This is a genomic window from Pseudomonas sp. AU12215 (assembly GCF_001675465.2).
Taxonomy (GTDB): domain Bacteria; phylum Pseudomonadota; class Gammaproteobacteria; order Pseudomonadales; family Pseudomonadaceae; genus Pseudomonas; species Pseudomonas nitroreducens.
In genome coordinates this window covers 38,121-60,915 of the sequence record NZ_MACM02000021.1, presented here as the reverse complement: position 1 = coordinate 60,915, position 22,795 = coordinate 38,121, and the positions used below count along the sequence as shown (strand labels likewise).

The 22,795-nt window shown below is 61.6% G+C and carries 24 protein-coding genes; 9 read left to right on the top strand and 15 right to left on the bottom strand.

What is annotated here, in order from left to right; all coding sequences use genetic code 11:
• Positions 1 to 106 precede the first annotated feature (106 nt).
• Genes A9513_RS06090 through A9513_RS06065 form a run of 6 tightly spaced genes read left to right on the top strand, consistent with a single transcriptional unit; the run spans position 107 to position 6,850 of the window.
• Positions 107 to 595, top strand: a complete 489-nt coding sequence (locus tag A9513_RS06090; RefSeq protein WP_065084225.1) for a GspH/FimT family pseudopilin — start codon at positions 107 to 109, stop codon at positions 593 to 595.
• On the top strand, positions 592 to 1,050 hold the full coding sequence (gene pilV / locus A9513_RS06085) for a type IV pilus modification protein PilV (RefSeq protein ID WP_065084224.1): 459 nt from the start codon (positions 592 to 594) through the stop codon (positions 1,048 to 1,050). The genes A9513_RS06090 and pilV overlap by 4 nt, the downstream gene beginning before the upstream one ends.
• Positions 1,047 to 1,943 carry a PilW family protein gene (locus A9513_RS06080; RefSeq protein ID WP_065084223.1) on the top strand — a complete coding sequence of 299 codons (897 nt, stop codon included), beginning with the start codon at positions 1,047 to 1,049 and terminating at the stop codon, positions 1,941 to 1,943. Before pilV ends, A9513_RS06080 begins: the two co-directional genes overlap by 4 nt.
• Positions 1,940 to 2,410 (top strand): PilX N-terminal domain-containing pilus assembly protein, encoded by a 471-nt coding sequence (locus tag A9513_RS06075; protein ID WP_065084222.1) that lies wholly within the window; start codon positions 1,940 to 1,942, stop codon positions 2,408 to 2,410. The genes A9513_RS06080 and A9513_RS06075 overlap by 4 nt, the downstream gene beginning before the upstream one ends.
• 22 nt (positions 2,411 to 2,432) lie before the next feature.
• Positions 2,433 to 6,383, top strand: a complete 3,951-nt coding sequence (locus A9513_RS36410; RefSeq protein ID WP_065084221.1) for a pilus assembly protein — start codon at positions 2,433 to 2,435, stop codon at positions 6,381 to 6,383.
• Positions 6,383 to 6,850, top strand: a complete 468-nt coding sequence (locus A9513_RS06065; protein WP_255302823.1) for a type IV pilin protein — start codon at positions 6,383 to 6,385, stop codon at positions 6,848 to 6,850. The genes A9513_RS36410 and A9513_RS06065 overlap by 1 nt, the downstream gene beginning before the upstream one ends.
• A gap of 74 nt (positions 6,851 to 6,924) precedes the next feature.
• On the opposite strand, the gene ispH is transcribed toward A9513_RS06065, so the two are convergent.
• The 6 genes from ispH to murJ all read right to left on the bottom strand — a co-directional run bounded on the left by ispH (position 6,925) and on the right by murJ (position 14,353).
• On the bottom strand, positions 6,925 to 7,869 hold the full coding sequence (ispH, locus tag A9513_RS06060) for a 4-hydroxy-3-methylbut-2-enyl diphosphate reductase (RefSeq protein WP_065084220.1): 945 nt from the start codon (positions 7,867 to 7,869) through the stop codon (positions 6,925 to 6,927).
• 97 nt (positions 7,870 to 7,966) lie between these two features.
• A complete protein-coding gene (gene fkpB, locus A9513_RS06055; RefSeq protein ID WP_065084219.1) occupies positions 7,967 to 8,419 on the bottom strand; it encodes an FKBP-type peptidyl-prolyl cis-trans isomerase in 453 nt (150 codons plus the stop codon).
• A complete protein-coding gene (gene lspA, locus A9513_RS06050; RefSeq protein WP_065084218.1) occupies positions 8,412 to 8,921 on the bottom strand; it encodes a signal peptidase II in 510 nt (169 codons plus the stop codon). Before lspA ends, fkpB begins: the two co-directional genes overlap by 8 nt.
• The gene (ileS, locus tag A9513_RS06045; RefSeq protein WP_065084217.1) at positions 8,914 to 11,748 is read right to left on the bottom strand and encodes an isoleucine--tRNA ligase; all 2,835 of its coding nucleotides are present in this window, start codon (positions 11,746 to 11,748) and stop codon (positions 8,914 to 8,916) included. The genes lspA and ileS overlap by 8 nt, the downstream gene beginning before the upstream one ends.
• A gap of 21 nt (positions 11,749 to 11,769) precedes the next feature.
• The gene (gene ribF, locus A9513_RS06040; RefSeq protein ID WP_065084216.1) at positions 11,770 to 12,708 is read right to left on the bottom strand and encodes a bifunctional riboflavin kinase/FAD synthetase; all 939 of its coding nucleotides are present in this window, start codon (positions 12,706 to 12,708) and stop codon (positions 11,770 to 11,772) included.
• Positions 12,709 to 12,814: 106 nt separating this feature from the next.
• Positions 12,815 to 14,353 (bottom strand): murein biosynthesis integral membrane protein MurJ, encoded by a 1,539-nt coding sequence (gene murJ, locus A9513_RS06035; RefSeq protein ID WP_065084215.1) that lies wholly within the window; start codon positions 14,351 to 14,353, stop codon positions 12,815 to 12,817.
• A gap of 253 nt (positions 14,354 to 14,606) precedes the next feature.
• Between murJ and rpsT the strand changes: the two genes are divergently transcribed.
• The gene (rpsT, locus tag A9513_RS06030) at positions 14,607 to 14,876 is read left to right on the top strand and encodes a 30S ribosomal protein S20 (RefSeq protein WP_009617555.1); all 270 of its coding nucleotides are present in this window, start codon (positions 14,607 to 14,609) and stop codon (positions 14,874 to 14,876) included.
• 130 nt (positions 14,877 to 15,006) lie between these two features.
• Here rpsT and A9513_RS06025 read toward each other — a convergent pair whose 3' ends face one another.
• From A9513_RS06025 to rplU, 5 genes are all read right to left on the bottom strand, one after another.
• The gene (locus A9513_RS06025) at positions 15,007 to 15,462 is read right to left on the bottom strand and encodes a CreA family protein (protein WP_065084214.1); all 456 of its coding nucleotides are present in this window, start codon (positions 15,460 to 15,462) and stop codon (positions 15,007 to 15,009) included.
• Between the two features lie 11 nt (positions 15,463 to 15,473).
• On the bottom strand, positions 15,474 to 16,592 hold the full coding sequence (gene proB, locus A9513_RS06020) for a glutamate 5-kinase (protein WP_065084213.1): 1,119 nt from the start codon (positions 16,590 to 16,592) through the stop codon (positions 15,474 to 15,476).
• A gap of 203 nt (positions 16,593 to 16,795) precedes the next feature.
• Positions 16,796 to 18,016, bottom strand: coding sequence for an Obg family GTPase CgtA (gene cgtA, locus A9513_RS06015; protein ID WP_024763079.1), 1,221 nt, complete (start codon positions 18,014 to 18,016; stop codon positions 16,796 to 16,798).
• A gap of 158 nt (positions 18,017 to 18,174) precedes the next feature.
• Positions 18,175 to 18,432: a 50S ribosomal protein L27 gene (rpmA, locus tag A9513_RS06010; RefSeq protein ID WP_017521622.1), complete on the bottom strand. Its 258-nt coding sequence runs from the start codon at positions 18,430 to 18,432 to the stop codon at positions 18,175 to 18,177.
• A 23-nt stretch (positions 18,433 to 18,455) separates the two neighbouring features.
• On the bottom strand, positions 18,456 to 18,767 hold the full coding sequence (gene rplU, locus A9513_RS06005; protein WP_015475683.1) for a 50S ribosomal protein L21: 312 nt from the start codon (positions 18,765 to 18,767) through the stop codon (positions 18,456 to 18,458).
• A gap of 242 nt (positions 18,768 to 19,009) precedes the next feature.
• Here rplU and A9513_RS06000 point away from each other — a divergent pair, with 242 nt between their 5' ends.
• Both A9513_RS06000 and A9513_RS05995 read left to right on the top strand, forming a co-directional pair.
• Positions 19,010 to 19,978 carry a polyprenyl synthetase family protein gene (locus A9513_RS06000; RefSeq protein ID WP_065084212.1) on the top strand — a complete coding sequence of 323 codons (969 nt, stop codon included), beginning with the start codon at positions 19,010 to 19,012 and terminating at the stop codon, positions 19,976 to 19,978.
• 170 nt (positions 19,979 to 20,148) lie between these two features.
• Positions 20,149 to 20,373 carry a hypothetical protein gene (locus A9513_RS05995; RefSeq protein WP_024763077.1) on the top strand — a complete coding sequence of 75 codons (225 nt, stop codon included), beginning with the start codon at positions 20,149 to 20,151 and terminating at the stop codon, positions 20,371 to 20,373.
• 231 nt (positions 20,374 to 20,604) lie between these two features.
• Here A9513_RS05995 and A9513_RS05990 read toward each other — a convergent pair whose 3' ends face one another.
• From A9513_RS05990 to A9513_RS05975, 4 genes are all read right to left on the bottom strand, one after another.
• Positions 20,605 to 21,222, bottom strand: a complete 618-nt coding sequence (locus A9513_RS05990) for an FKBP-type peptidyl-prolyl cis-trans isomerase (protein WP_065084211.1) — start codon at positions 21,220 to 21,222, stop codon at positions 20,605 to 20,607.
• A gap of 108 nt (positions 21,223 to 21,330) precedes the next feature.
• Positions 21,331 to 21,627 (bottom strand): DUF6482 family protein, encoded by a 297-nt coding sequence (locus tag A9513_RS05985; protein WP_024763075.1) that lies wholly within the window; start codon positions 21,625 to 21,627, stop codon positions 21,331 to 21,333.
• 126 nt (positions 21,628 to 21,753) lie between these two features.
• On the bottom strand, positions 21,754 to 22,248 hold the full coding sequence (locus A9513_RS05980; protein ID WP_017521628.1) for a TIGR00645 family protein: 495 nt from the start codon (positions 22,246 to 22,248) through the stop codon (positions 21,754 to 21,756).
• Between the two features lie 204 nt (positions 22,249 to 22,452).
• Positions 22,453 to 22,794, bottom strand: a complete 342-nt coding sequence (locus tag A9513_RS05975) for a hypothetical protein (protein ID WP_024763074.1) — start codon at positions 22,792 to 22,794, stop codon at positions 22,453 to 22,455.
• Position 22,795 lies beyond the last annotated feature (1 nt).

Sequence of the window (22,795 nt, the reverse complement as noted above, 5' to 3'; positions counted from 1 at the left end):
CGATGACCGGACATCGCCATAACGAGAACGGTCATCCATAGAAAAAAGACATTTCCTACGAGACTAGGCAGCATTGCCACTATCCAAAAAGTGAGGAATGCGCTCTATGTCGCGCCCGATGTATTCGGCAGGATTCACGCTGATCGAGTTGATGGCGGCAATTCTTGTCCTGGCAATTCTCATCAGTATCGCTGCCCCATCCTTCACCAGCAGCATTCGCGATAGCCAGATCGCAACCACCAGCAATGAGTTGCAGACCGCCCTGCAACTGGCGCGCTCCGAAGCAGTAATGAGGCACAGCAACGTGATTGTCTGTCGCCGCAACTCGGCCGGAGACGATTGCGAGAATGGCACCAACTGGAGTGCCGGATGGCTGATCCGACAAAGCGGTGGCGACATCATCAAGGTCTGGCAAAGCGTACCCGACGTAGCCATCGTTGGGCCGAACACCGGTGTCACCTATCAGCGCAGTGGCATGATCAGCACGACCGCCAGCTTCTCTGTCACGCAATCCAGTTGCACCGGTTCCCAGAAACGCACGATATCCATCGCGCTCAGCGGCCTGAGCAAAATCGCGAAGGCGGACTGTCCATGAAGAGCCTACATACGCAGCAGGGAACGACCCTGATCGAGATTCTCATCGCCGTGGTGATCCTTGCCGTCGGCCTGCTCGGCATGGCCGGCTTGCAGGCCACCAGCGTCCAAACCAACCAGGGGGCGTACTACCGCTCACAGGCAAGCATTCTTGCCAACGACATGGCGGATCGCATGCGCGCCAACCGCGATAGCGCGATTGCCGGCAACTACACCATGAGCGACTTCCCTGCATCGTCTTCCAGTAACAGCGTCACCGGCACCAGGGCTGAGAAAGACCAGGCCGAGTGGCTCAATCGCCTGGCAAGCGCTCTGCCCTCTGGCACCGGCAAGGTCGCGCTGAATGCGAACGTCATTACCATTTCCGTGCGCTGGGACGATAACCGGGCCCGTATCAAGGCAACTACCGATACAACCACCCCAACGGAAACCTTTGAGTACCGGACCCGCCTATGAAACCCAACCACTATTCGTCACAGTCGGGTCTGTCTCTGGTCGAGTTGATGATCGCCATGTTGCTGGGGCTACTGCTGATCGGCGGTGTGCTGCAGATATTCCTTTCCAGCAAGCAGACGTTCAGTTCGAATACGGCCCTTTCGCGCGTTCAGGAAAATGGACGCTTCGCCTTGGGGCTCATCACCTATGACCTGCGCAACGCCGGCTACAAGGGAGAGTGCGTCAGCCTGCTGAACAACCTCACCGGACTCACCGATGTACGCTACACCCTGGATATGGCGCTGCAAGGCTGGGAGAGCAGCCAGACCATTCCAAGCTGGTTTACAGAAACCCGCCGTAGCGGTACGGACGCCATTCTGCTCAAGCATGCGGCGGCAACCAGCGGCGCGACCCCGTCGGCGGCGTCCACCTCCAGCAGCATCAACACAACGGCAGAGACCGGGATCGCGCAGAACACCATCCTGGTACTCGCCGACCCCATTGGCTGCGATATGTTCAAGAACAACTCAGGCGCCACTGCTTCCGCCGTTTCGGTGGACAGCGCGACCTTCGGGCATACCTACCCGAGCACCGCCGATATCCTCAAGTTCGAAAGCACGATCTACTACATCAAGAACAATTCGGCTGGTAGCCCTTCGCTCTATCGCATTCGCTACAACAGCGGTGCAACTGCAGAGGAAGTTGCCGAGGGGATCCAGGACTTGCAGATCAAGTATGCCGTCGGGGATGCGAACGGGGCGGTCAGTGGGGACTATGTGGATGCGTCGAGCATCACCAACTGGGCCAACGTGGTCTCCGCACAAGTAACCGTGACGGCTATTAGTACCGATAGAATCAACCCCATGAGCCGTATCTTCACCTCGACCATCGGTATCAGGAATCGACTGCCATGACTTCTTACAGTCCCTCCCACGGGCAACAGGGCGCAGTGCTGGTCGTTGCACTGATCATGCTTCTGCTGCTCACCATCATCGGCATCAGCAGCATGCGCAGTACAACGATGCAGGAACGCATGGCTGGCAACCTACGTGATGAAAGCCAGGCGCTCCAGGCCTCGGAAGCAGCCATGCGTCAGGGTGAGGCGTATGTCAAAAGCCAATCCGTGACGTTCTGGCAAGCCTATTCCGCCAGCAACGCCTGGACAGATGCCACGGCAATCACGGGACTGGCAACTCCCAAGTACCGGCTGACCAACCTCCCGGGTATCACCATCGTCAAGGCTGGCTCTTCAATCGAAGCCGGTGCGCCCATCACGGTTGCAGTAGTGCGGGTGGAAGCCCAAGGGTTCGGTGCCATACAGAACTCAGACAATACCTCGGCCTCCAGCTATCAACTGAAGTCGATGTACATCAAGCGCTGACTAGCCATTCGAGAATCCCAATATGTTCAAGAAACTCGCATTACCCAAGAAACTGGGAGTCTGGTGCTCATCGTTCCTCGGCTTCAGCATGATCTTCATGCAGGCGGTGGAGGTCCAGGCCGCCGTCTCCCAAAACCCGATGCTATTGGGTAGCTCCAACGTACCCGGGAGCCTGCTGCTAACACCGTCCGTGGAATGGCCAACCATTCTCTCGGTCGCCAACCTGGGCAGCTACAGTTCCGCGAACAAATACACCGGCTATTTCGATTCGGAGAAATGCTACAAGTACAACTACGACTCCAGTCTGCCGCTGTACGACTACAGCAAGGCCAAGGATGACAAAGGTGCACTGCTCAATGCCGATGCACAGCTCAGGGTGAATACCTACTTCTACCCCGTTGGCGCAGCCACCAATCGCAAATGCAATGTAGGCTCTTCCAAAATGGAATGGAGTGGCAACTTCCTCAACTGGGCCGCCACCCCCACTATCGACCCATTCCGCAGCGCGCTGACTGGCGGTAACAGGGTACAGGACACCAACACCCTGACTGTGCTGCAGAAAGCCCGTCATGACGGCCAGAACAGCGCAGGAAACCGTCTGAGCAGTGGCACCAACGGCACTGGAATACTACCCGCCACTGAAATCACCGGCGCAACGCCTGCCTTCACTAGCACTGGCGGCTGGAGCAACTTCTACGTTCGCCTGGACGGTCTCAATTACGACATGATGTTCTCCAACTGGAAGGATGGCATCGGCGGCGGCGGATTTGACGGAACCAAGACCGCCGAATGGGTGGACTACAGCGAAACAGGTGATCAATGGGGATCTAGCGGACTGAAGCCCAATTACACCGTTGGTTCTGGCAGTAATAAACAGACCAAGAGCGTGTACCGCGTTCGGGTACAGGTAAAAGTCTGTGACGCCTCTATGCCTGAAGGCAACTGCAAGCGCTATGGCAGCAATTACAAGCCCGAAGGGCTACTGCAGAAATACTCCAATACGCTGCGCTATAGCGCCTTCAGTTACCTGAACGACTCGGACGGTCTTCGAGATGGTGGCGTACTCCGCGCCAACCAGAAGTACATCGGCCCAACCCTTGGCGAAGGCGGTGACGACAATCCTAAAAAGGAATGGAGCCCCAGTACCGGCATATTTCTCAGCAATCCAAACCCCACCGACGCCACGAATACTGGTAACGGCGTTACCCAAAGCGGGGTTATCAACTACATAAATAAATTCGGATCGATGACGGACAAGAACCATAAGAGTCTCGACCCGGTCAGCGAGCTGTATTACACCGCGATTCGCTACCTTAAGGCCCAAGGTAACGTCTCTGCGTACAGCAATGTCACATCTGACCAATACCGGACCTTCGATGGCTTCCCTGTCGTTACCGCGTGGGACGACCCGGTCACCTATGCCTGCCAGAAAAACGTCATTCTCGGCATTGGCGACGTCAATACCCACCGCGACAAGAACTTGCCCGGCAAAGGCACCAGCACCGCCAACGAGCCTTCAAGCAAACCCAAAGAAGTATTGGCAGACACTACCGTCGACGTGGTGAAGGCCACCAAGAAGGTAGGCGACTTGGAAGGGGTGGATCTTAAGCAGACATCCAGCGAATTTACCGGTCGGAACAACTCCGCATACATCGCAGGCCTGGCATACGACTCTCATACCAATGACATGCGCAACGATATCGCAGGTAAACAAACAGTGTCGACTTACTGGGCCGACGTTCTAGAGGGACAGAAGCTCGCCGGGAGAGCCAGTAACCAGTATTGGCTGGCAGCCAAGTATGGTGGTTTCAAGGTACCTGCCGACTTCGACCCTTATAGTGCAACCGCTAAAATCACCGACGATCTCTGGTGGACCAACGGCGACTATCTCTCGAGTGGCGACAAGCGTCCGGACAATTACTTCGTCGCCAGCGACGCGGAAAAGATGGTTACCAGCCTAGAGAGTGCCTTCGCCAAGATTGTTCAGGAAGTGCGCAGTTCCACTACCTCTCTGGCAACCAACTCCACACAATTGGATACCGGCAGTGCTATCTATCAATCACAGTACGACAGTACGCATTGGAGCGGAGACCTGCAGGCCAAGAGCGTCAATAGCAACGGGGTGGTTTCAAGCACGTCCAGCTGGAGTGCGGCTACCAAGCTGGATACCCTAACCAATGTGGACGATCGCAAGATATTCACCGTCAACACGCTCGCCGGGCAGTCGAACAACAGTTACTCCACGAGCTCTACAGGCGTCAATTTCACCTGGGATTCCCTAGACGCAGATACCAAACTAGCACTCCGGGCCACATCGACTTCAGGCACCACTGTCACCGAAACAGAAGCACAATACCGCCTGGCCTTCCTGCGGGGAGACCGGAGCAGAGAGGTCAGCACCTCCGCCCCGACCAACCCTTACCGCGAGCGATCGAGCCGGCTGGGGGACATCGTCAACTCTGACCCGCAGTACATCGCTACCCAGGACTTCGGTTACAACCTCCTGGCGGGCAGCCAATGGGGCAATGCCGGATCGGCGTATCTGACTTATCGGGCCAGCAACAGCTACAAGACCAAGAAACCTCTGGTGGTCCTGGGCGCGAACGATGGCATGTTGCACGGTTTCGACGGCACGCTGAGCGGTGGGGGCGGAGAGCTCTTCGCCTATGTCCCGCGCTCCATCGTAGACAATCTCTATCAACTGACCTCCCCTGTTTACAGCCACCGTTTCAATGTCGACGGCTCCCCCGCCTTCTCCGATGTCTATATCAACTCGGGCTGGAAGAGCATCGTCGTCGGCACAACAGGAGCAGGAGGCAAAAGTGTGTTCGCACTGGATGTCACCGATCCGAGCAACATGACCGCCAGTAATGTTCTGTGGGAGTTCACAGCACCAGAGATGGGCAACCCGATACAGCGTCCCTCCATCGTGGCGCTGGCCAACGGCAAGTTTGGTGTGATTGTCAGCAGTGGCTTTGTCAACAGCGCGGTCACCAGTGGCACCGTATGGATTCTGGATGCTGCCGACGGCTCCATTATCAAGAAATTTACTATCACCACCACTGGTGGCCTGGCTGAACCGCTGGCAATCGATATCAACAATGACCGGATCGCGGATCGAATCTATGTCGGAGATACCGTGGGCAATCTGTGGCGACTGGATATCACTGGCACCAACACCAGTAACTGGGGAGCTCCCAGTTCACTGGGCAGCAGCCCGCTATTCCAGGCCCGCGACGGCTCCAATAGAGTTCAACCCATCACCGCCCCGATGGCCGCGGCCTTGAACACCGATGGCAAAGCAATGGTCCTGTTTGGCACCGGCAGCTTCTACCAGACGACGGATACTGACCTGCAGCAGAACCAACGCATCGAGTCGTTCTACGGGATTATCGACTCAGGTGAGACAGTTACCCGTGCCAATCTCCTGGAGCAGAAAATTCTTGGGCAATCCAGCGTTGGCAGCAATAACCTGCGAGTTGTCAGCAACAATGCCATGACCACGGCGAAGAAAGGCTGGTACCTTGACCTGCTCTGGAAAGCTGCGGAGGGTGGCAGCGACACTCTCACCGGCGAACGGGTGGTATCTCGCCCAATACTCCGGGGCGGCGGCGTGACCTTCACCTCACTGACACCTTCCAGCGACCCCTGCACTGGCGGGGGCATCAGCTGGATCATGGCCTTGGATGCCCTGGGCAACGGTCGGCTGGCCTACAACTACTTCGACGCCAACGGAGATGGTGTGATCAACGATAACGATTACTACACCGACAGTGCCGGTAACAAGATTCCCTATTCGGGAATCAGCGACTCGACCGATGGCGTCATCAAGACCCCGAGCTTCTTCAACAAGGACGAGGGTGATGACCTGATCTGTTATGTCGGCTCCAAGGGTGGTGAGCCGCAGTGCTCTCCAGTTCCGCCTGGAAACCGTACTTCCGGACGACTGTCCTGGCGAGAAGTGAATCGATAATGGAGAAAGAAGTGATGCATTCGTTTGGGCACAAAATCACTAGCCAACAGCGCAGCCGTGGTTTTACGCTAATTGAACTGATGGTCGTGGTCACCATCATTGCCATCATCTCCGCAATAGCCTACCCGTCCTATCAGGAGTACGTGAGGAAAGCACGCCGAGCGGATGCCGAAGCATCGCTCATGGAGCTTTCCCAGTTCATGGAGCGCTACTACACCGCCAACGGTCGCTATACCACCAGCGCGAACGCAGCGATCGGTCTTCCCTTTAGCGAATCCCCCAAGGATGGGGCGACCAAATACTATACTCTGGCGTTCTCCGGAACTCCGACAGCAACCACCTATGTGTTGAGTGCGACGCCTAAAGGTGCGATGTCCGGCGACACATGCGGCACACTGACGCTAAGTAACACCGGTGTAAAAGGACAAGGCAGCGGAGCAACCTTGAGTGATTGCTGGCGTCGCTAGCTGCCAGCAAGAGCGCCCCTGAAAAAGCCCGATCAGTTGATCGGGCTTTTTCTTCTCCGGACTTTGGCCCTGGCTCAGAGCGCCTTGACCCGCAACTCCTTGGGCATCGAGAAGGTAATGTTCTCCTCCCGCCCATCCAGCTCCACCTCGGGCTCCGCGCCCCAGTCGCGCAGTTGCTGGATCACGCCGCGTACCAGCACTTCCGGAGCCGAGGCGCCGGCGGTGATGCCGATGCGTTGCACGCCGTCGAACCATTCCCTCTGCATGTCCTCGGCGCCGTCGATCAGGTAACCGGGGGTACCCATGCGCTCGGCCAGCTCACGCAAGCGGTTGGAGTTGGAGCTGTTCGGGCTGCCGACCACCAGCACCAGGTCGCACTGGTCGGCCAGTTCCTTCACCGCGTCCTGGCGGTTCTGGGTGGCGTAGCAGATGTCGTTCTTGCGCGGGCCCTGGATGTGCGGGAATTTCGCGCGCAGGGCATCGATGACCTTGGAGGTGTCGTCCATCGATAGGGTGGTCTGGGTGACGAAATGCAGCGCTTCGGGATTGCGCACTTCCAGCGCGGCGACGTCTTCCTCGTCTTCCACCAGGTAGATGGCGCCACCATTGGAGGCGTCGTACTGGCCCATGGTGCCTTCGACTTCAGGGTGGCCTTCGTGGCCGATCAGGATGCACTCGTGGCCGTCGCGGCTGTAGCGCACGACCTCCATGTGTACCTTGGTCACCAGCGGACAGGTGGCGTCGAAGACTTTCAGGCCGCGATTCTCGGCTTCCTTGCGCACCGCCTGGGAGACCCCGTGGGCGCTGAAGATGACGATGGTGTCGTCCGGCACCTGGTCGAGTTCCTCGACGAACACGGCGCCGCGGTTGCGCAGGTTCTCCACCACGAACTTGTTGTGGACCACTTCATGGCGCACGTAGATCGGTGGCCCGAAGACGTCGAGGGCGCGGTTGACGATCTCGATCGCCCGGTCGACGCCGGCGCAGAAGCCGCGGGGATTGGCGAGTTTGATTTGCATGGTGGCCTCGGGTGCTACGCAAGCCGGCCCACGAGGGGCCGCCAGGAATACTTCGTCTCAAGCGCAACGGCCCGCCGGCGGCGGGCCGTGCAGCCGGTCAGGCTGGTTGTACGTCGATGATATCGACTTCGAACGACAGGGTTTTACCGGCCAGCGGATGGTTGAAGTCGATGGTGACGTGCTGCTCGTCGAACTCTTTCACGACGCCCGGCAGCTCGGTCTTGGCGGCATCGTTGAAGATCACCAGCAGGCCCTCGGCCAGCTCCATGTCCTGGAACTGGTCGCGCGGCATGACCTGTACGTTGGCCGGGTTCGGCTGGCCGAAGCCATTCTCGGGCTCGATGGTCAGGGTGCGCTTGTCGCCGGCCTTGAGGCCGAACAGTGCCTGCTCGAAGCCCGGCAGCAGGTTGCCGTCGCCGACCTTGAAGGTGGCCGGCTGCTTCTCGAAGGTGCTGTCGACGACGTTGCCGTCATCGAGTTTCAGGGCGAAATGCAGGGTGACCTTCGAGTCGCCGCCGATGCGCTGAATGGTGTCAGAGGAATCAGCCATTGGCGGTCTCTCCGGAATTCTTCGATTTGAACATATCCAGCGCCAGCATGATGGCGCCGACGGTGATGGCGCTGTCGGCCAGGTTGAAGGCCGGGAAGCGCCACTGGTCCTGCCAGTGGACCAGGATGAAGTCCACCACGTGGCCCAGGACCATGCGGTCGTACAGGTTGCCCAGCGCGCCGCCCAGCACCAGGGCCAGGGCGATGGCCAGCCAGGTCTCGCCGCGCTTCAAGCGCTTGAGCCAGACCAGCAGCACGACGCTGACCACGATGGCGATCAGGGCGAACAGCCAGCGCTGCCAGCCCGAGCTGTCGGCGAGGAAGCTGAACGCGGCGCCGGTGTTGTAGGCGAGGGTCCAGCTGAACAGGTCGGGGATGACCACGATCTGCTGGTACATGGTCAGTTCGGCCTGGAAGAAGGCCTTGGTGACCTGATCCAGGACGAACACTACCACGGTGATCCACAGCCAGGGCAGGCGGCCGAAGCGATCGGCATTAGGCATAGTGACGCACCTCGCCCGCGCCATCGATGTTCTCGACGCAGCGACCACAGAGTTCCGGGTGCGCGGTGTGGCTGCCCACGTCGGCGCGGAAGTGCCAGCAACGGCCGCACTTGGCGTGGGCGGACTTGACCACCTTCAGCTTCAGACCCGGCAGCTCGCTTTCGACCGCATCGGCCGGCGCATCGGCCAGCGGCGCGACGGTGGCGGCCGAAGTGATCAGCACGAAGCGCAGCTCGTTGCCCAGTTTCTCCAGGCGCTTGGCCAGGGAGTCCTCGGCGTAGAGGGTGATCTCGGCCTGCAGGTTGCCGCCAATGGTCTTGGCGCTGCGCAGGTTTTCCAGCTCCTTGTTCACGGCGGCCTTGGCAGCCATGACTTCGTCCCAGTAGGTGCGGTCCAGTTCGGCGTCGGCCGGCAGCTCGGAGAGACCGTCGTACCAGGTGCTGAGCATCACCGACTCGGCGCGCTCACCCGGCATGAAGCTCCAGATTTCCTCGGCGGTGAAGGCCATGATCGGCGCGATCCAGCGCACCAGGGCCTCGGCGATGTGGAACAGCGCAGTCTGGCAGGAACGGCGGGCAACGCTGTTCGCCTGGGTGGTGTACTGGCGGTCCTTGATGATGTCCAGGTAGAAACCGCCCAGCTCCTGCACGCAGAAGTTGTGCACCTTGGAGTAGACGTTCCAGAAGCGGTAGTCGCGGTAGGCCTCTTCCAGTTCGCGCTGCAGTTGCAGGGCGCGGTCGATGGCCCAGCGGTCCAGGGCCAGCAGTTGGTCTTTGGGCAGCAGGTCCTTGGCCGGGTCGAAGCCGGACAGGTTGGACAGCAGGAAGCGCGTGGTATTGCGGATACGACGGTAGGCGTCGGCGCTGCGCTGGAGGATCTGCTGGGAAACGGCGATCTCGCCGGAGTAGTCGGTGGAGGCGACCCACAGGCGCAGGATGTCGGCGCCCATGCTGTCGATCACGGTCTGCGGCACCACGGTGTTGCCCAGGGATTTGGACATCTTGCGGCCGGACTCGTCCACGGTGAAACCGTGGGTCAGCAGCTGGCGGTACGGCGCGTGGCCGTCGATGGCGCAGCCGGTCAGCAGGGACGAGTGGAACCAGCCGCGGTGCTGGTCGGAGCCTTCCAGGTAGAGGTCGGCGGCCGGGCCGCTGGCATGGCCGAGCTCGGCGTGGGAGCCGCGCAGCACGTGCCAGTGGGTGGTGCCGGAGTCGAACCAGACATCCAGGGTGTCGTTGATCTTGTCGTACTGCGCGGCTTCATCGCCCAGCAGTTCGGCGGCGTCGAGCTTGAACCAGGCCTCGATGCCTTCCTTCTCGACGCGCTGGGCGACGGCTTCCATCAGCTCGACAGTGCGCGGGTGCAGCTCGCCGGTGGCCTTGTGCAGGAAGAACGGGATCGGCACGCCCCAGTTGCGCTGACGCGAGATGCACCAGTCCGGACGGCCGGCGATCATGCCGTGCAGGCGCGCCTGGCCCCAGTTGGGCACGAACTCGGTCTGGGTGATGGCTTCCAGCGCGCGCTCGCGCAGGGTGGCGCCGGTCTGCGGCTGCTTGTCCATGCCGACGAACCACTGCGCGGTGGCGCGGTAGATCAGCGGGGTCTTGTGGCGCCAGCAGTGCATGTAGCTGTGGCTGATGCTGGCGTGCTTGAGCAGCGCGCCGACTTCATCGAGCTTGGCGACGATATTCGGGTTCGCCTTCCAGATGAACTGGCCGCCGAAGAATGGCAGGTCGGTCACGTAGACGCCATTGCTCTGCACCGGGCTGAGGATGTCGTCGTTGCTCATGCCGTACTGCTTGCAGGTACGGAAGTCGTCCTCGCCGTAGGCCGGGGCGGAGTGAACCACGCCGGTGCCGGCGCCCAGCTCGACGTACTCGGCCAGGTAGACCGGCGAGAAGCGCTCGTAGAACGGATGGCGGAAGCGGATCAGGTCCAGCGCTTCACCCTGTGCGGTGGCGATGACCTGGCCTTCCAGGCCGTAGCGTTGCAGGCAGGACTCGACCAGTTCCTCGGCCAGCACCAGCAGGCGTTCGCCAGTGTCGACCAGCGCGTAGGTGAATTCGGGATGGACGTTCAGCGCCTGGTTGGCCGGGATGGTCCAGGGAGTGGTGGTCCAGATGACGATGGCGGTGGGCTTGGGCAGGCTGGCCAGACCGAAGGCGGCGCCCAGCTTGTCGGCATCCTCAACCGGGAAGGCGACGTCGATGGCGTCAGACTTCTTGTCGGCGTACTCGACTTCCGCTTCTGCCAGAGCCGAGCCACAGTCGAAGCACCAGTTCACCGGCTTCAGGCCCTTGAACACGAAGCCCTGCTTGACCATCTCGGCGAGGGCGCGGATTTCGCCGGCCTCGTTGGAGAAGTTCATGGTCTTGTAGGGATTGTCCCACTCGCCCAGCACGCCCAGGCGGATGAAGTCGGCCTTCTGCCCTTCGATCTGCTCGGCGGCGTACTCGCGGCACAGCTCGCGGGTCTTGTCCGCGGGCAGGTTCTTGCCGTGGGTGGTTTCGACCTTGTGCTCGATCGGCAGGCCGTGGCAGTCCCAGCCCGGCACGTAGGGGGCGTCGTAGCCGGCCAGGGTCTTGGAACGGACGATGATGTCCTTGAGGATCTTGTTGACCGCGTGACCGATATGGATGCTGCCGTTGGCGTAGGGCGGGCCATCGTGCAGGATGAATTTCGGGCGACCTTCGCCAATCTTCCGCAGCTTCTGGTACAGGCCAATGTCGCTCCAGAGCTTGAGGGTTTGCGGCTCGCGCTGCGGCAGGCCGGCTTTCATCGGGAAGTCGGTTTCGGGAAGGTTCAGAGTGGCTTTGTAATCGGTCATCTCAGGGCCTGTTCAGGATCTTCAATCAAGCGGTTGGCCCAGCCAGTAGGCTCGGGCGGCGGCGATGTCGGCGAGGATGGCCGCCTTGAGCGCCTCGAGCGAGGCGAAACGCTGCTCATCACGCAGCTTCTCGTGGAACGTGATATCCAGGTGCTGGCCGTACAGATCGCCGGCGAAATCCAGCAGATGCACTTCCAGGTGGGGCCGGCCATCGCCATTCACCGACGGCCGGGTGCCGATGTTGGCGACCCCGTTGCGACGCTGGCCGGCCACGAGGGTGCTGACCAGGTAAACGCCATTGAGCGGCGCCTTGCGGCGCTTGAGCTGGATGTTCGCGGTGGGCGAACCCAGCGTGCGACCCAGCTTCTGCCCGTGCAGCACGCGGCCGCTCAGGCGGTATGGGCGACCCAGCAGGCGCTCGGCCATGTGCAGGTCGCCGTCGGCCAGGTCCTTGCGGATACGCGAGCTGCTCACGCGCATGCCGTCGACTTCCACGGTGGTCGCGGCTTCGACGGTAAAGCCTTGCTCCGCGCTGGCCTTGACCAGGAAGGCGAAGTCGCCGGAACGGTCGCAGCCGAAGCGGAAATCATCGCCCACTTCCAGATGGCGGACCCGCAGGCCCTCCACCAGCACCTGGCGGACGAACTCGGCGGCCGACAACTCGCGCAGGCGACGGTTGAAAGCCAGGCAGAGTACGAAATCGACGCCATACTGACGCAGCAGTTCAAGCTTCTCGCGCAGGCGGGTCAGGCGCACCGGAGCGGCATCCGGGGCGAAGTACTCGCGCGGTTGCGGCTCGAAGATCACCACGCAGCTGGGCACGCCCAGCTCCAGCGAACGCTCGCGCAGACGCCCCAGGATCGCCTGGTGGCCGAGATGGACGCCGTCGAAATTACCGATGGTGGCGACACAGCCCCCGGACAGGGGCCGCAGGTTGTGAAGGCCTCGAAGCAGCTGCATAGCGCGCGTATTGCTCAGAAAGTGGTCGATTATACCCGCACCCGTCGCCGCGCGACAGGCAAAATGCCGTCGCCGCAAACGGATGCAATGCTTTGTCCGGCGAAGGCTACAGCACCGCGCGGCGGGAGAAGTCCCGCAGGCGGAAGCCCAGCAGTGCGAGCATACCGAAATAGGCGACCACGCCGGCCACCACCAGCGCGCCCAGGCGCACCAGGCGAATCGGCATACCGCCCTGATCCCAGGCGGGCATGAGGTACATCATGCCGACCAGCACGGCGCACATCACCAGTACAGATACGACTAATTTGGCGATGAACCTGCCCCAGCCCGCCTGCGGCTCGAACAGCTGCTGCTTGCGCAACTGCCAGAACAGCAGGCCGGCGTTCAGGCAGGCCGCCAGGCTGATCGCCAGGGCCAGGCCCGCGTGCTTGAGCGGGCCGATGAACACCAGGTTCATCAACTGGGTGGAGGCCAGGGTGAACAGTGCGATCTTCACCGGCGTCTTGATGTTCTGCCGCGCGTAGAAGCCCGGCGCGAGCACCTTCACCAGAATGATGCCGAGCAGGCCGACCGCGTAGGCGATCAGCGCGTGCTGGGTCATCAGCGCATCGTGGGCGCTGAACTTGCCGTACTGGAACAGCGCGACGGTCAGCGGCTCGGCGATCACCGCCAGGGCCAGGGAACACGGCAGCACCAGCAGGAAGCACAGGCGCAGGCCCCAGTCCATCAGGCGCGAATATTCGTGGCGGTCGTCGCTGGCGTAGGTCTTGGCCAGCGACGGCAGCAGGATGGTGCCCAGCGCCACGCCGAGCACGCCGGAGGGCAGCTCCATCAGGCGGTCCGCGTAATACATCCAGGACACGGAGCCCGCCACCAGGAAGGAGGCGAAGATGGTGTTGATGATCAGCGAAATCTGGCTGACCGAGACGCCCAGGATCGCCGGGCCCATCTGCTTCATCACGCGCCAGACGCCGGAATCGCGCAGGCTGATGCGCGGCAGCACCAACATGCCGATCTTCTTCAGGTGCGGCAGCTGATAGAGCAGCTGCGCCAGGCCACCGGCCAGCACCGCCCAGCCCAGCGCCATGATCGGCGGGTCGAAATACGGCGTCAGGAACAGCGAGAACAGGATCATGCTGACGTTGAGCAACGTCGGCACAAAGGCGGGCACCGAGAAGCGGTTCCAGGTATTGAGGATCGCCCCCGCCAGCGAGGCCAGCGAGATCAGCAGAATATAAGGAAAGGTCACCCGCAGCAGGGAACTGGTGAGCTCGAATTTCTCCGGCGAATCGACGAAGCCGGGCGCCGTCACCCATATCACCCACGGCGCGGCAAGGATGCCCAGCGCGGTGACCAGCGCAAGGATCAGCGTCAGCAGGCCGGACACATAGGCGATGAAGGTGCGCGTCGCCTCCTCGCCCTGCTGGGTCTTGTACTCCGCCAGGATCGGGACGAAAGCCTGGGAGAACGCGCCCTCGGCGAAGATCCGGCGCAGCAGGTTGGGCAACTTGAAAGCGACGAAGAAGGCGTCGGTGGCCATGCCGGCACCGAACATGCGGGCGACTATGGTGTCGCGCACGAAGCCGAGCACCCGCGAGATCATGGTCATCGAGCTGACCGCGGCCAGCGACTTGAGTAGGTTCATAGCGTCCAGAACTGGTAGAATGGCCGACCCTGCCGGGCGCGGCACTGGCCTTGGGCGAAAGCTCAGCCGCCAGGCGAAGCGCAGCAGTGTAGGGCCGCAGGGCGAATAAATCACCCTGTCCGCCAGCCAGTGTGCGCCCGTCGCACCACTCGTCGGCAGCGGCTCATACCCTTGACAAGGCCCTGATGCAACGGCATTATTCGCGGCCTTAATTTATTCGCAACATCCCAAGTTTTTTTCGAGGAGCTCGACGGTGGCCAACACACCTTCCGCCAAAAAACGCGCCAAACAGGCTGAGAAGCGTCGCAGCCACAACGCCAGCCTGCGTTCCATGGTTCGTACCTACATCAAGAACGTAGTCAAAGCAGTCGACGCCAAGGACCTGCCGAAGGCCCAGGCCGCTCTGGTTGCTGCAGTACCGGTCATCGACCGCATGGCCGACAAAGGCATCATCCACAAGAACAAGGCCGCTCGCCACAAGAGCCGCCTGAACGCCCACGTGAAGGCCCTGGCCACCGCGTAAGCGTTCCGTTCTTGAAAAACCGGCCTCAGGGCCGGTTTTTTATTGCCTGCGATTTGCCTATTGGGAACTTATCCACAGGTGCACTTTCTACGGGCAAAAAGAAAGGGCGGTCAATCCGCCCTTCTTCGTCTTACTTTTCAGGCCACGGCATAATCGGAATCGCCGTCACCGCATTCTGCGGACTGCCCTCGATGACGCGGTCGCTGTAGACCAGATAGACCAGCGCATTGCGCTTCTTGTCGAAGAAACGCACCACCTGCATGGTCTTGAACACCAGGGACGTGCGCTGCTGGAAGACCACCTCGCCATCCTTCAGCTCACCAGAGAATCGGATCGGCCCGACTTGACGACAGGAGATCGACGCTTCGGCGCGATCCTCCGCCAAACCCAGCCCACCCTTCACACCGCCGGTCTTGGCGCGCGACAGGTAACAGCTGACGCCTGCCACCTTCGGATCATCGAAAGCCTCGACGACTATCTTGTCGTTCGGCCCAACCCACTTGAAGACGGTGGACACTTCACCGATCACATCGGCCCGAGCCAATGCCGGCAACAACAGCAATGCAGCGATCAATCCCTTGCGCATGCGAGTACCCCTCAGACCAGAACCAGGTTGTCGCGGTGCACCAGCTCCGGCCCATCGACATAGCCCAGCAGGCCCTCGATGGCATCGGTCGGCTGGCCAATGATCTTCTGCGCCTCTAGTGCACTGTAGTTCGCCAGCCCGCGAGCGATTTCGCGCCCCTGCTGATCCACACAGACCACCATCTCGCCGCGACGGAAGCTGCCCTGCACAGCCTTCACACCGACCGGCAGCAGACTCTTGTGATCCTGAGCAACGGCCTTGACCGCACCATCATCCAGCACCAATGTGCCGCGCATCTGCAGGTGGCCGGCCAGCCACTGCTTGCGCGCCGCCTTGCGGCTCTGTTCGGGAGTCAGCAGCGTGCCGAGACGCTCGCCAACACGCAAGCGATCCAGCACACGCTCGATACGACCGCCAACGATAACGGTATGCGCGCCGGAACGCGCCGCCAGACGGGCCGCACGCAGCTTGGTCTGCATACCACCACGCCCCAGCGCACCACCAGTGCCGCCAGCGACCGCATCCAGCGCCGAATCATCGGCACGCGCCTCGAAAATCAGCTGCGCGTCGGGATTATTGCGCGGGTCGGCATCGAACATACCGTCACGATCAGTGAGGATCACCAGCAGGTCAGCCTCGACCAGGTTGGCCACCAGCGCCGCCAGGGTGTCGTTGTCGCCGAAACGGATTTCGTCGGTGACCACGGTGTCGTTCTCGTTGATCACCGGAATCACGCCGAGATCGACCAGCGTGCGCAGGGTATTACGGCCGTTCAGGTAGCGCTTGCGGTCGGATAGGTCGTCATGGGTCAGCAACACTTGCGCGGTCTGCAGGCCATGCACAGCGAAGCTGGACTCCCAGGCCTGCACCAGCCCCATCTGCCCCACGGCAGCGGCGGCCTGCAGCTCATGCATGTCGCTAGGTCGGGAAGCCCAACCCAGGCGACTCATGCCTGCCGCGACGGCGCCCGAGGACACCAGAACCAGCTCGACGCCCGCGCGATGCAGCGCGACCATCTGCTCGACCCAAACCGCCATGGCATCGCGATCCAGACCGCGACCATCGGCGGTCAGCAACGCACTGCCAATCTTGACTACCCAGCGCTTGGCGCCAGTTACCTTCTCACGCATACCCTCAACCTTAGAACCTGTCCAATGTCTGCCTGCGCTTGCCCATACTGCGTTAAAGCAGGCTCAAAATGCTCATTTACCACTCGTAAACTGCGCTTTTTCACCTGCTTTTGCCTTGCCTGAGCTGCGCTCGGCGAGACGCTGAACAGGCTCTAGAAGTCAGGCTTCAGACGTTTCATCCGGACCGGCGGGCGCCGCTCCGATCAAGGCACGTAGAAGATTTCCGGCCCATCGCCGTCGTCTTCGTCATCCTCGAAATCATCGTCGTCCACATCGTCGACATTCTTCAGACCGGAACGGCGCAGAGCACGGGCGTCGTCCAGAGCCTGCAGACGAGCACGAGCCTCGTCTTCGATGCGCTGATCCAGGGCCGCCAGGGCTTCGCCGTAGGCCGGCTCTTCCTCGATGCGCAGGGTGCGCTCGTCGAGGTATTTCATGATGTCCTGGCTCAGCTTCTCGGTGCCTTCACGCTCCAGGGCGGAGATCACATAGACCGGACCTTCCCAACCCAGGCGCTCGACCACGGCCTGCTTGCGACGCTCCTGCTCCTCGGGCTCGAGGATCTGGTCCATCTTATTCAGCACCAGCCAACGGTCGCGCTCGGTCAGCGCCGGACTGAACTTCTCCAGCTCGTGGACAATGGTTTCCGCGGCATCGGCCGGATCGCTTTCATCCAGCGGCGCCATGTCGACGATATGCAGCAGCAGACGGGTACGCGCCAGGTGCTTGAGGAAGCGGATCCCCAAGCCAGCGCCTTCGGCAGCACCTTCGATCAGGCCAGGAATGTCGGCGACCACGAAGCTCTTGAAGCGGCCGACACTGACCACGCCCAGGTTCGGAACCAGAGTGGTGAAGGGATAGTCGGCAACCTTCGGCTTGGCGGCGGAAACCGCGCGAATGAAGGTGCTCTTGCCGGCGTTCGGCAGGCCGAGCAGACCGACATCTGCCAGCACCTTCAACTCCAGCTTGAGGTCACGCGCGTCGCCGGGCTTGCCCGGAGTGGTCTGGCGCGGCGCGCGGTTGGTGCTGGACTTGAAACGGGTATTACCCAGGCCATGCCAGCCACCCTGGGCAACCATGATGCGCTGGCCCGCAACGGTCAGGTCACCGATGATTTCCTGGGTATTGGCATCGATGATGGTGGTACCGACCGGCACGGGCAGGACGAGATCGTCACCCTTGGCGCCAGTGCAGTCCTTGCTGCCGCCGTTCTCGCCACGCTGGGCGTCGAAACGACGGGTGTAGCGGTAGTCCACCAGGGTATTCAGGTTCTCGTCGGCCTCGAGATACACCGAGCCGCCGTCGCCACCGTCACCGCCGTTGGGACCGCCTTTCTCGATGAACTTCTCGCGGCGGAAGCTCATGAGGCCGTTGCCGCCGTCACCGGCTTTCACGTGGATGGATACTTCGTCGACGAATTTCATTGCGAACGCCTCCCGCCTAGCGGCGGGTTGAAAATAAGAAAAGGAGCATAGGATACAGCCAAGTCCACGCAAACGCCCGAACCGACGGCACCTCGCCTGGAAACGCCAGAAACAAAAAAGCCCCGTCGCGAGACAGGGCTTTTTCAGTGAGAGCTCGCTTAGGCAGCGACGACGCTTACATAGCGACGGCCAAAGGCGCCTTTCACTTCGAACTTGATCACGCCGTCGACTTTAGCGAACAGGGTGTGATCCTTGCCCATGCCAACGCCGTAGCCAGCGTGGAACTGGGTGCCGCGCTGACGCACGATGATGTTGCCTGCTTTCACAGCCTGGCTACCGAACAGCTTCACGCCAAGGCGTTTGCTTTCTGAGTCGCGGCCGTTGCGGGTACTACCGCCAGCTTTTTTGTGTGCCATGAGTCAATTCTCCTGAAGAGGAATTAGGCCTGGATGCCGGTGATCTTGATTTCAGTGAACCACTGGCGGTGGCCCTGACGCTTCATGTGGTGCTTGCGGCGGCGGAACTTGATGATGCGCACTTTGTCGTGACGGCCGTGGGAAACCACTTCCGCGGTCACTTTCGCGCCTTCTACCACCGGCAGGCCGATCTTGACGTCATCGCCGTTGGCGACCAGCAGGATGCGATCCAGGTTGATCGCTTCGCCGGTGGCGACGTCGAGTTTTTCGACCTTGAGGAATTCGCCTTCGGTGACTTTGTATTGCTTGCCACCAGTAACAATTACTGCGTACATCTGGATGTCTCCGTTAGACCTGCTCACCCGACGCTTTATAGAAAGAGGAATCGGTCGGCATGGCTGCATGGGGCCGGAAAGGACGCCCGTGCAATTGCGTAAGGCAGGATATGCCAGGGAAGTTCGGGGCCGCGATTCTACGCAAACGCTCGGCGCGGATCAAGCCCCATGGGGCCTCGCCTTGACAGGTCTTCCCCGCGGCACCTAGCATGCCGCGCAATCTACGAGGAGCGCTGTCTTTAATGCAACCCCAGGCTTTCTATCGCGTGGTGGCGGACGACTTCACCGCCGTCGACGGCATCATCCGTCGCCAACTCACTTCCCGCGTTCCCCTGGTGGAAAAGATCGGCGACTACATCATCTCCGCTGGCGGCAAGCGCCTGCGCCCGCTGCTGGTGCTCCTCTCGGGCAAGGCACTGGGCTATTCGGGCGACGACCTGAAGCTGCTGGCCGCCACCATCGAATTCCTGCACACCTCCACCCTGCTGCATGACGACGTGGTCGACGCCTCCGGCCTGCGCCGCGGTCGCGCCACCGCCAATGCCCAGTGGGGCAACGCGCCGAGCGTGCTGGTGGGCGATTTCCTGTATGCACGCTCCTTCGAAATGATGGTCGAACTGGGCTCGATGCCGGTGATGCGCATCATCTCCCAGGCTACCCGCGTGATCGCCGAAGGCGAAGTGCTGCAGCTGTCCAAGGTCCGCGACGCCAGCACCACCGAAGAAACCTACATGGAAGTCATTCGCGGCAAGACCGCGATGCTTTTCGAAGCCTCTACCCACAGCGCCGCCGCACTGGCCAACGCCCAGCCGGAGCAATCCGAGGCGCTGCGACTGTTCGGTGATGCCCTGGGTATCGCCTTCCAGCTGGTGGACGACCTGCTCGACTACCGCGGCGATGCCGCCAGCCTGGGCAAGAACGTCGGCGACGACCTCGCCGAAGGCAAGCCGACCCTGCCGCTGATCGCCACCATGCGCGATGGCACCCCGGATCAGGCGGCACTGGTGCGCAAGGCCATCCAACAGGGCGGCAGCCAGGACCTGGAAGGCATCCGCGCCGCCGTGGAAGCCGCCGGCGCGCTGGACTACACCGCCAAACTGGCGCGCGAGTATGCCGCCCGCGCCATCGAGCACCTCAAGGCGCTGCCGGACAATGAACACCGCGCCGCGCTGATCGAGCTCGCGGAATTCTCGGTCGCCCGCACGCACTGATGCGCCGCTTCACAAAGGCCCGCCCCGGTTCGCCGCGGCGGGCTTTTTGTTGCCTGCCCGTTGATCGGGAACAATAGATCGTCACCGGCGCGAAATTTTTTCCAATTCAGGCTTGCTATTGAGATAATAAGAATTATTCTCATTAAACGGTCTGCACGGAGGAACATGCCATGACCTACATGATCGACGCCTGGCTGGATCGCCCGCACCCCTATCTGCGCATCCTGCATCGGGACACCGGGGAAGTCTGCGCGGTGCTGGAAGAAGAGGCCCTGGATGAGCTGCGCGAACAGGGCGGCCTGGAGCTGTCCGAGCTCAGCACCAGCGAACCGCTGGTGCTCAAGGAACTGGTGCGCAACCTGTTCCTGTTCTGTTACGCCCGCGCACTGCGCTAGGCAAAAGCCTGCGAGAGCGAGCGTGCTCGCAAAGAGCTCCGCACCAACGTCACCAGGTTCGCGAGCAAGGTCGCTCCTACAAAAACGCGGGTGCACCTGAACGATTGTGGCGGCGCAGGACGCGTCGCCAGTGCTCCGCCGCCCGGGAGGCGGATGCACAAAGGGGCGCCGGAGCGCCCCTTTTCCTGCGGAGCGGCCAGGGATGGCACTCCGCAGTGAACCCTCGTGGGATCAGAGGATTTCCAGCAGCTCGACGTCGAACACCAGCACGCTGTGCGGCGGGATGCTGCCGACGGCCTGGCCGCCATAGGCCAGCTCGCTCGGCACGTGCAGGCGCCATTTGCTGCCGGCGTTCATCAGTTGCAGGGCCTCGACCCAGCCGGCAATCACGCCGCCCACCGGGAATTCGGCCGGCTGGCCGCGCTCGTAGGAGCTGTCGAAGACGGTGCCATCGACCAGGGTGCCGTGGTAGTGGGTGCGCACGGTGTCTTCGCGGGACGGCTTGGCGCCGTCGCCGCTGACCAGCACTTCGTACTGCAGGCCGGACGGCAGGACAGTGATGCCTTCGCGCTTGGCGTTTTCCACCAGGTAGTCGCGGCCAACGGCGGCGGCAGCTTCGGCTTTAGCCTGGGCTTCGGCCTGCATGCGCTCGCGGATTACCTGGAAGCTGGCGGACAGGGCTTCGCCCGGAACACGGCTTTCGGCGCCGGCGTAGGCGTCGGACAGGCCAGCGAGGATGGCGTCGAGGGTCATGCCCGGGACCGAGTTCTCGCGCAGCTGGTCGCCCAGCTGACGGCCGATACCGTAGCTGACGCGGGCTTCGTCGGTGGAAAGATTGAGTTCGCTCATGGCGGCGCTCCGCTGGGGGTTCAAAAAAGGGCCGCCAGCCTAGCACAGATGCACCGCCGCCCCCACCGTGCGAGCCTCGCGTAGCGGGACGGGCCCAGCGCCCGGGACCTAATGCAACGGGATGGTCACGCCCGCGCCGATGTCGCGCTCATCGTCCATGCCGCACATCTCGTCGTGCACCACGGCATGTACCAGATGGAAGGGGACACTGGGTAGCGCCCGGAGCACTTCACGCGCGTGGGCAACGGAGCGCACGCTGATGACGTGCCCGGCCTCGTCCTGAACCGGATAGAAACGGGCTCCCATGCGTGCTTCCAGCACGTAGATATCCCCCTCCAGCGACACCAGGTTGATCTCGTCGATGTCGCCGGCGACGGAGCGGCTGGTCAGTTCCTGCAGATTCATGTGCTGCACCTCCTGCGGATTGATCCACGCGGAAAGTCTTGACCAGCAGGCGCTCACCGCAAGGTGAAAACGCAACCGCCCGTCCGTTTTGCAACGGCCGGGCGGCGTGGATGGCGCAGCAGGGCTTCAGTGGTCGTGGCGCGTGGCCTTGTCCAGGTAGCCCATGGCGAAAGCCGAGAGGACGAAGGTGAGGTGCATGATCACGTACCACATCAGCTTGTTGTCTTCGATGTTCTTGGCGTCCATGAAGATGCGCAGCAGGTGGATCGAGGAGATCGCCACAATGGAAGCCGCCACCTTGTTCTTTAGCGAACTGGCGTCCATCTTGCCCAGCCAGCTGAGCTTTTCCTTGCCTTCGTCGATATCCAGCTGCGACACGAAGTTCTCATAGCCGGAGAACATCACCATCACCAGCAGGCCACCGACCAGCGCCATGTCGATCAACGACAGCAGCACCAGGATCAGGTCCGCCTCGGCGATGCTGAAGATGCTCGGCAGGATGTGGAAGATTTCCTGGAAGAATTTGATGGTCAGCGCCAGCAGGGCCAGCGACAGGCCGATGTAGATCGGCGCCAGCAGCCAGCGCGCGGCATACAGGGAGTTTTCGACGAAGCGTTCCATGGTTCTCGCAGGAATGGTCGTTGGGAAAGGGGCGGCCGCAGTATAGCGGATGACCTTTGCGAGTTATCCCGGCTTTCTATAGATAAATATGTCTGTGGATAAATAGGTAGGCGGCCGCGGTATGAAACCGTAGCGCCCAGGCGCCCCGCGGCTTTCAGTGGATCGTGCAGGGACTGCACAGTTCCTCTCCCGGCCTTGAAAGCCTCAACCCTCGGGGCGGAACTGGAAGTTGCCGACATGGCGCGAGCGCTCGCCGTTCAGGCGGCGCAGTTCGCCTTGCAGGTGCAACTGCCAGATGGGGGGATCGTCCGCCACGATGTAGCCCTGCTGGGCCAGGCAGTCGGAGATCGCCTCGAGCACACCTTCGGCCACGAAAGGCCCGCAGAACGGGCCCTGCGCCTTGATGGCGGTGGGCTGCGCACCGGACATGCCGGCGGCGCACAACAAAGTCCAGAGTCCATTCTCTCCGGCCAGCGGCCTGATCTCGCACTCAATGCGCGTGGTCAGCCCCAGACAGGGGCGGATAAGGCAGAGGTTACGCGGCATG

What these genes read in the sequence shown, in the direction of transcription:
- pilV (WP_065084224.1), top strand. Translation starts at nt 592, where the DNA reads ATGAAGAGCCTACATACGCAGCAGGGAACGACCCTGATCGAGATTCTC.
- fkpB (WP_065084219.1), bottom strand. Translation starts at nt 8,419, where the DNA reads ATGGCTGATTCCTCTGACACCATTCAGCGCATCGGCGGCGACTCGAAG.
- A9513_RS05980 (WP_017521628.1), bottom strand. Translation starts at nt 22,248, where the DNA reads ATGGAACGCTTCGTCGAAAACTCCCTGTATGCCGCGCGCTGGCTGCTG.
- ispH (WP_065084220.1), bottom strand. Translation starts at nt 7,869, where the DNA reads ATGCAAATCAAACTCGCCAATCCCCGCGGCTTCTGCGCCGGCGTCGAC.
- A9513_RS06025 (WP_065084214.1), bottom strand. Translation starts at nt 15,462, where the DNA reads ATGCGCAAGGGATTGATCGCTGCATTGCTGTTGTTGCCGGCATTGGCT.
- A9513_RS06000 (WP_065084212.1), top strand. Translation starts at nt 19,010, where the DNA reads ATGCAACCCCAGGCTTTCTATCGCGTGGTGGCGGACGACTTCACCGCC.
- A9513_RS06065 (WP_255302823.1), top strand. Translation starts at nt 6,383, where the DNA reads ATGGAGAAAGAAGTGATGCATTCGTTTGGGCACAAAATCACTAGCCAA.
- ribF (WP_065084216.1), bottom strand. Translation starts at nt 12,708, where the DNA reads ATGCAGCTGCTTCGAGGCCTTCACAACCTGCGGCCCCTGTCCGGGGGC.
- proB (WP_065084213.1), bottom strand. Translation starts at nt 16,592, where the DNA reads ATGCGTGAGAAGGTAACTGGCGCCAAGCGCTGGGTAGTCAAGATTGGC.
- cgtA (WP_024763079.1), bottom strand. Translation starts at nt 18,016, where the DNA reads ATGAAATTCGTCGACGAAGTATCCATCCACGTGAAAGCCGGTGACGGC.
- A9513_RS05990 (WP_065084211.1), bottom strand. Translation starts at nt 21,222, where the DNA reads ATGAGCGAACTCAATCTTTCCACCGACGAAGCCCGCGTCAGCTACGGT.
- A9513_RS06090 (WP_065084225.1), top strand. Translation starts at nt 107, where the DNA reads ATGTCGCGCCCGATGTATTCGGCAGGATTCACGCTGATCGAGTTGATG.
- rplU (WP_015475683.1), bottom strand. Translation starts at nt 18,767, where the DNA reads ATGTACGCAGTAATTGTTACTGGTGGCAAGCAATACAAAGTCACCGAA.
- murJ (WP_065084215.1), bottom strand. Translation starts at nt 14,353, where the DNA reads ATGAACCTACTCAAGTCGCTGGCCGCGGTCAGCTCGATGACCATGATC.
- A9513_RS05995 (WP_024763077.1), top strand. Translation starts at nt 20,149, where the DNA reads ATGACCTACATGATCGACGCCTGGCTGGATCGCCCGCACCCCTATCTG.
- ileS (WP_065084217.1), bottom strand. Translation starts at nt 11,748, where the DNA reads ATGACCGATTACAAAGCCACTCTGAACCTTCCCGAAACCGACTTCCCG.
- A9513_RS06080 (WP_065084223.1), top strand. Translation starts at nt 1,047, where the DNA reads ATGAAACCCAACCACTATTCGTCACAGTCGGGTCTGTCTCTGGTCGAG.
- A9513_RS05985 (WP_024763075.1), bottom strand. Translation starts at nt 21,627, where the DNA reads ATGAATCTGCAGGAACTGACCAGCCGCTCCGTCGCCGGCGACATCGAC.
- lspA (WP_065084218.1), bottom strand. Translation starts at nt 8,921, where the DNA reads ATGCCTAATGCCGATCGCTTCGGCCGCCTGCCCTGGCTGTGGATCACC.
- A9513_RS06075 (WP_065084222.1), top strand. Translation starts at nt 1,940, where the DNA reads ATGACTTCTTACAGTCCCTCCCACGGGCAACAGGGCGCAGTGCTGGTC.
- A9513_RS05975 (WP_024763074.1), bottom strand. Translation starts at nt 22,794, where the DNA reads ATGCCGCGTAACCTCTGCCTTATCCGCCCCTGTCTGGGGCTGACCACG.
- rpmA (WP_017521622.1), bottom strand. Translation starts at nt 18,432, where the DNA reads ATGGCACACAAAAAAGCTGGCGGTAGTACCCGCAACGGCCGCGACTCA.
- A9513_RS36410 (WP_065084221.1), top strand. Translation starts at nt 2,433, where the DNA reads ATGTTCAAGAAACTCGCATTACCCAAGAAACTGGGAGTCTGGTGCTCA.